Raw genomic sequence first — 6,656 nt, forward strand, 5'->3', positions numbered from 1 at the left:
TCTTAGCGAACATTAGCTAAGAAGGTTGCCTTTTTTGATATTAGTTTATTAAAGGTGATCTAAAAAGAAAGCTGTCATCATATCCATAGTTTCTGTTTTAACCAAATGGTCCTCATCTTCGTGGATAAAAATAATATTATCTAAATCCGCATGTTCTTTCACAAACGCTGCAGTTTGGTCATAAGGTACACGCCAATCACGCTCACCATGCCAGATAAAGAAAGGTCTACCTGCTATTGTATCTATTTGGCTAGAGAGATCATACCGGTCAACCCAAGCGGTTAAATCGATTAAATCTTCAGGGACAAAATGGTTAGAGAATTGACGAGCATAAGCAATTAATTGGTCTCGATATTGAACGGGTGTCGGCGACCCCATCATACATGACGCTACTTTGATTTCTGGGTGGTGGGTCAATAAAGCGGATGAAGTAAAACCACCCATAGAAGTTCCCCCAACGCCGATACGATCATCTAGAATTAAATTCAGCCGCTTAAAGTGTTGGACAATAGCCCCAAATTCAAATAAGTTACTTTGGATACTTTGCCAAAAAGTTAAAGACGAAATAGCGGATACTGGTTGTTTACGGCTACCATGGTTCATGGCATCTGGTAATATCACCCGAAAACCGACTTGTGCTAATTTACGCCCTTGCGTTAAGTTTAATTCCTTATTTGACTGCCAACCATGGTAATAAACAATCAATGGGAGAGGTACATTGCGGTCTCTTACAGGGACAACTTCAAGTAAAGGTATTTGGCCGATGTGACGTCTTCTAATGGTTATTTTCAATTGTTCTACCCCACAATCATTTTTTCATGTTTTGTTTACTAGCTAGCATAGCGACAGGATTACAAGAATGCAAATATTTAGAATTTACTGTTGTTAGTAGACTCAGCTTGCTTTAACATGGATTAAAGTTTGCAAATCTTGTGCTTTTGGTGTGAGAGAACTGGTCAAAAGGCTAAAATTATTGTATGATAAAGAAAATGATAAGGGTTTCATAAATGCTGGGAGAACTGAAACAAAAATAAAAAAATGGGGGATATATATGGAAATGAATACAAAAGATATGCCTTGGCTAGATACAAGTTTAGAACCTAAGGAACGGGCAGAATTGTTAGTCGCACATATGAATATTGATCAAAAAATCCAGCAATTACACGGCGCAATGGAAACGATTGACATCTATGGGTCTATGGGTAAAATCACTGATGAAGAAGAAATGGCAAGACTAGCTAGTCAAATCCGTGTAGAACGTCACGTTAAAGCCAATGAAGAATTGGGTATTCCACGTTATCGGATTACAAATGGACCAGTTGGTGTTGGTATGGGGGACGGTACACCAAGTCCAAAAGCAACAGCCTTACCAATGACAATTGGTGTAGCTGCATCATTTGATCCGGAATTGGCCTATGCATATGGAGATATCATTGGTGAAGAAACCAAAACATTAGGCCAACATGTATTAGAGGGACCAGCTGTATGCTTACACCGACTACCCATATCAGGACGTAACTTTGAATACTTTTCAGAAGATCCATTCCTATCAGGTGTGATGGGGGTTGAAATTACTAAAGCAATTCAAAGTCATGATGTCATTGCTATGGGTAAACATTTTGCAGTAAATGACCAGGAAGATGAACGCTTCCGTTACTCTGTTGAAATCGATGAAAATGTGTTACGTGAATTATACTTACTACCATTTGAAATGTTAGTAAAAGATGGTGAAGTAGCCTCTATCATGTCAGCTTATAACCGATTACGTGGTACTTATGCCACTGAAAATCGTTACTTATTAAATGATATTTTACGTAATGAATGGGGATTTGAAGGATATGTTCAAACTGACTTCTGGTCAGCTCGCTCAGCTGCAGCTTCACTAAACGCGGGATTAGACCATGAAATGCCTGATGCTAAATGGTTAAATGAAACAAATATTAAAGCCGCTTTAGCAGATCAATCACTTGAAGAGAAAACAATCGACCGGGCATTAATCCGTCGTTTCACGCAAATGTTCAAATTTAATGTATTTGAAAGTGAATATAAGCCAGGAGAAATTGATGCTAAGACTAACGGTCAACGTGCACGTCGTATTGGTGAACAATCAGCTGTCTTATTGAAAAATGATCAAAATATCTTACCACTAGATGCAAAAGCACACGATAATATCTTAATTGTTGGTCAATCAAAATTTGCTGAGTTTGCTACTCAAGGTGGTGGTGGTTCTTCTAAAGTAGACCCATTATATACAGTTGCGCCTAAACAAGGAATGGAAGATGTTTTAGCGGATCTAGATAGTCATACAAAAGTGAATACTTTCATTGTGGCAGATGATTTAAGTAACTTAAAAGAGGCAAAAGCAGCTGTAAAGGATGCTGATGCAGTAATTATTATGGCCGGATTAGTCGCAACAGAGGGAATGGACATGGAGACAGCTCACCAACCAAAAGACCAAGATACAATGGTAGATGCATTACTTGGTTTAAATGCACAAACGGTTGTTGTATTAAAAGATTCAAGTCCAGTCGTATTACCTTGGATTGATAAAGCTTCGGCAGTATTAGAAGTATGGAATCAAGGGGTTGAAGATGGCCATGTTGTTGCTGATTTAGTATTTGGTAATGTCAATCCATCTGGTAAAGTGCCAACAAGCTATCCAGCTCGTGATGAAGACACCATCTTTTATGGACATGCAGAACGTCATCCAGGTGTTGATGAAGGCGAAGGATTCCCGACAATTCGTTACTCAGAAGGATTGGAAATGGGTTATCGCTGGTACCAAGCTCAGGAGGTCAAAGCAGGATTTGCATTCGGTCATGGTTTATCCTATACAAGTTTTGCCGTTGAAGAAGCTAGACTAGATAACTTAGTGTCAGACGGGCACGAACCAATAAATATTCAAGTTGCTGTAACCAATACTGGCGACCGTGATGGTGCAGAAGTAGTACAAGTTTATGTTGGCCTTCCAGTCGATGGACAACCACCGATGCGCTTAGTTGGTTTCAAGAAAGTTCACCTAGCTGCTGGAGAAACATCGGATGTCACAATCACTATTGACCCGTTCGCTACTAACCATCCACTAGGTGTATGGGATAATAATGCCCACGACTTTATTATTGAACCTGGTGAGTACAAGTTCTATGTAGGAAATGCAAGTGACAACACACCGTTCACTTTAACGCATACAATTCAATAAAATTTAACTTGTCACAACTGGAAAAGACCATCTGTCATTTTCCAGTTGTTTTGATATATTTTTGATTTAGATTTTACTAAAGGATTTCTAGCATTTGCGTTATAATGGAAGAAAGAAGTACAATAAGGGAGATGTTGTAAAATGGCATTACAAGATTACATGAAGTTATTAGAAAATATTGGTGCAGTAGTTTTTGCTACGGTGGATAGTGATGGAAAACCACATACTAGATTTGCGAATATTGGTGTTGCCAATGAAAATGGTATCTTCTTTATGACAAAGCCAGGCAATGAATTTTATACGCAATTAAAAGGCAACGAAAACGTGTCTATTTCAGGGATGTCCAATGATGAAAATGGTATTCAAGCGATTACGATTGAAGGGAAAGTGCGTGAAGTTGACCAATCATATTTAGAAGATATCTTAAAAGATAATCCTTACGTAAAAGATGTCTATCCTGATGAAGAAGATCGTAAATCAGTTGTGCCACTTCAAGTATATGAAGGAAGTGGTTTCTATATGAATCTAAAAGAACATATAAATGATGCATTTGAATTTTCAGCAAATAAACACAAAAGTTAATGAATATAAATGAACCTTTTATATAGAAGGAAATTGTAATCAGACAAAAAGTTAGGGGAACTATATGGGGAAAAGGAAGAATAGAAATACTGAAGCTTACTATCAGAATCCAACTAGACAAAAATGGCTTGGCTGGATAGTGGGCGGGGTTAAGGTTATTTTGTGGACATTCGTTTATACGCTAATTGTCTCACTTCCTCAACTATATGTGATGTATGGTGGCCTTTTAGATAATACATGGGTAACTATCATAGGAATTATCAGCATAATCTATATGCTCGCAGTAAGCTACTGGTTCTACCGTCGTTATCAAAAGCAACATCCTGAAAATGTAATCAGTTTAACATGGGATGATGTGCTGAAGGATTTAGGGATATTTGTAGCAATTTTAGGGTTTAAACTGGCCATGTCTTATTTAATGTCTAGGATTTACGGCGAAGACACTACTGTAAATGATGAAGCAATTTTTGGATTACTAGCAGATAATACCAATATATTGTTAGCCTTGAATCTTGGATTAACTGTTATTACGATGGCACCCATAATGGAAGAAATTATCTTCCGCGGCATGATCAGTAAAGGCATGTTCAAAGATAAGCATTTTACGGTAGCCATTATATTATCCTCAATATTCTTCTCGAGTATGCATCTTTCGGGTAATATTATTTCATTTATCATCTATGCAGGAATAGGCGCAGCTTGCTTTATGGCCTATTGGCGAAGCAAAAATATAAATGATGCCATCCTAATCCACTTCTTGAATAATTTACCGGGTGCAATCATGTTAATATTCGGTCTATATTAAAGAATGTTATGTAACAAATACCACTTTGAACGATAGCGTGTCTATAAAAGCACTTGTTCAAAGTGGTTTTTTTACGTTGTTTTCAAGTAATGTTACATTTGTGTTACATAAATGTAATATTTTTGTGTTACGTATAAATGAAAAGTGCGAACTTGAGTATTCTTGAAAAGTTGATTTATTAAGCTTCTGGATAGCTTGTGAATATTTTGAATAGATTAAATTTATAAAGAAACAATAATCCATCTAAAAGTATTAGCTAAATATAAGGAAAAGTGTAAGAAAGAGTAAAGGATTTGTAACCTGATTGTTACGGAAAAGTGTCGATTGCTTGTATATAATAGCAGTTGTAATTAGAAATTTCAGGGGGTAGAAATTTAATGAAGTTTTCAGTAAAAAAAATGGTAGGGACATCGTTAGCGACGTCAGCGGCTTTAGCAGCCTTTTCAACTACTAATGTTTCAGCAGATGAAGTGTATACAATTGAAACGGGAGATACGCTAACTGCTATTTCACGTAAATTTGATTTATCTATTGCAGATATCGTTGAAGCCAATACAATTGAGAATCAAGATTTAATTTTCTCAGGTCATACTTTAAATATTCCGACTGTAGATGCACCAGTTGTTGCTAGCACAAAACGTGTAGCAGATGCATCTAACGTTTACACTGTTGTTGAAGGGGATACTTTAAATAAAATCGCGGCAGATTTTGACACAACAGCACAAAACTTACGTGAATTAAATGGTATTTCAGGTGATTTGATTTTAGTTGGACAACAATTAAAAGTTAAAGGCCAAGTAGAACAAGCAGCAACTGTTGTTGAAGAAACTTCAGTAGTAGATGCACTAGTTGAAACAGCAGAAATAGAAGCTACATCAGTAGAAGCAGAAACTGTGAATAACTACGTTGCAGATGAAAATGGTAACTATACTGTAGTTGCTGGCGACTCTATCAATAAAATTGCTAGTCAATTTGGCGTCTCAGTATCTGAATTACGTGCTCAAAATAACTTATCAAGTGATTTAATTTTAGTTGGTCAAACATTAGCTATTCCTGGTTTAGCTGTTGCGCCAACAGTTGAAGAAGAAGTGGTTGAAGAAGCACCAGTAGTAGCAGAAGCAACAGAAGTAGTTGCTGAAGAAGCAGTTGTTGTTGAAGCGCCAGAAGTTACACAAGTTTCAAATTCAGTAGAAGAAGTAGAAGCAGAGGCAGAAGCTCAAGCGGCAGCAGAAGCAGCAGCCCAAGCAGAGGCAGAAGCTCAAGCGGCAGCGGCAGCGGAAGCAGAAGCAGAGGCAGAAGCTCAAGCGACAGCGGAAGCAGAAGCAGCAGCCCAAGCAGAGGCAGAAGCAGCAGCCCAAGCAGAGGCAGAAGCTCAAGCGGCAGCGGAAGCAGAAGTAGCAGCTCAAGCGGAGGCAGAAGCTCAAGCGGCAGCAGAAGCAGCAGCCCAAGCGGCAGCAGAAGCAGCAGCTCAAGCAGAGGCAGAAGCTCAAGCGGCAGCGGAAGCAGAAGCAGCGGAAGCAGAGGCAGCAGCTCAAGCGGCAGCGGAAGCAGAAGCAGCAGCCCAAGCAGAAGCAGCAGCTCAAGCTCAAGCACAGTCAGGTAATGTAACAGCATTATTAAATAATGCTTATGCACAAGTTGGCGTACCTTATGTATGGGGTGGAAAATCACCTGCAGGTTTCGACTGTTCAGGTTTCGTGAACTATGTTTACCAACAAACTTATGGGGTTAACGTAGGTGGCTATACTGGTGAGCAACAATATGCTGGTCCAAAAATTGCAGTTTCATCTGCTCAACCTGGGGACTTAATTTTCTGGGGTTCTTACGGTTCTCCATACCATGTGGCAATTTCATTAGGTAATGGACAATACATCCATTCTCAACGTCCTGGTGAAACAGTTCATTCAGAATCAATTAACCCATACTGGGCACCATCATTTGCTGTAAGTATGGCAGCTTATAATTAAGCAATCATTTAAATAATGAATACAAAAGGTCGAGATGATTACCCCCCTCGGCCTTTTTTTATTAGAAATAATTGGCTCTTCGTCAAATCGGACTGATGAGAAT

At 38.6% G+C, this 6,656-nt stretch carries 5 protein-coding genes; 4 read left to right on the plus strand and 1 reads right to left on the minus strand.

The window, feature by feature from the left end; all coding sequences use genetic code 11:
- Positions 1 to 48: 48 nt before the first annotated feature.
- On the minus strand, positions 49 to 792 hold the full coding sequence (locus HMPREF3116_RS06975; RefSeq protein WP_070468681.1) for an alpha/beta fold hydrolase: 744 nt from the start codon (positions 790 to 792) through the stop codon (positions 49 to 51).
- A 259-nt stretch (positions 793 to 1,051) separates the two neighbouring features.
- Here HMPREF3116_RS06975 and HMPREF3116_RS06980 point away from each other — a divergent pair, with 259 nt between their 5' ends.
- The 4 genes from HMPREF3116_RS06980 (at position 1,052) to HMPREF3116_RS09315 (ending at position 6,553) form a co-directional block, all read left to right on the plus strand.
- Positions 1,052 to 3,199 (plus strand): beta-glucosidase, encoded by a 2,148-nt coding sequence (locus HMPREF3116_RS06980; protein WP_070468682.1) that lies wholly within the window; start codon positions 1,052 to 1,054, stop codon positions 3,197 to 3,199.
- A 141-nt stretch (positions 3,200 to 3,340) separates the two neighbouring features.
- On the plus strand, positions 3,341 to 3,781 hold the full coding sequence (locus tag HMPREF3116_RS06985; RefSeq protein ID WP_070468684.1) for a pyridoxamine 5'-phosphate oxidase family protein: 441 nt from the start codon (positions 3,341 to 3,343) through the stop codon (positions 3,779 to 3,781).
- Positions 3,782 to 3,845: 64 nt separating this feature from the next.
- Positions 3,846 to 4,586, plus strand: a complete 741-nt coding sequence (locus HMPREF3116_RS06990; protein ID WP_070468685.1) for a CPBP family intramembrane glutamic endopeptidase — start codon at positions 3,846 to 3,848, stop codon at positions 4,584 to 4,586.
- Positions 4,587 to 4,963: 377 nt separating this feature from the next.
- On the plus strand, positions 4,964 to 6,553 hold the full coding sequence (locus HMPREF3116_RS09315; RefSeq protein WP_070468687.1) for a C40 family peptidase: 1,590 nt from the start codon (positions 4,964 to 4,966) through the stop codon (positions 6,551 to 6,553).
- The last annotated feature ends 103 nt before the right edge of the window (positions 6,554 to 6,656 follow it).

This window comes from Aerococcus sp. HMSC10H05, from assembly GCF_001806975.1.
GTDB lineage: Bacteria > Bacillota > Bacilli > Lactobacillales > Aerococcaceae > Aerococcus > Aerococcus viridans_B.